1 pseudogene is annotated in these 384 nt (G+C 64.6%); it reads right to left on the bottom strand.

From position 1 onward, the window contains the following. Positions 1 to 384: pseudogene (locus tag JWG43_RS19330) on the bottom strand (TldD/PmbA family protein); the annotation flags it as partial.

Here is a 384-nt window from a genome sequence, read left to right as displayed (position 1 = left end):
GCTATGGTCTGGGCCATGATGCGGTTGTAGTGGCGGCGATCGCTCACCTGCAGCCCTTCGCTGTTGAAGATCTCCACCTCCTGCTCCCAGCCCAGCACGTTGCCGGAGAACTGGCTCACCTTGCCGCTCTCGGCGCGGGCCACCGCATCCATGGCATGCAGATAGGCAATCTTCTGCTCCAGCTGCTTGTCGGCCGAGAGCGGCAGGGCCACCGGATTGCGGTCTGTGATGGGGGTGAAATCGAAGGCAGTGGCGGTGACCACGGGGTCACGCTTGTCCTTGGCCGCCAGCAGGCTGACGATGCGCAGCAGCTCGTCGCGGCTGGCCAGGTTGGTGTAGCCGTAGAGCACCTTGTGGCCGTAGCACAGGCGCACGCCTATGCCA

Source organism: Desulfobulbus alkaliphilus, assembly GCF_016918545.1.
GTDB lineage: Bacteria > Desulfobacterota > Desulfobulbia > Desulfobulbales > Desulfobulbaceae > Desulfobulbus > Desulfobulbus alkaliphilus.
This window is presented reverse-complemented; position numbering and strand designations above follow the sequence as displayed.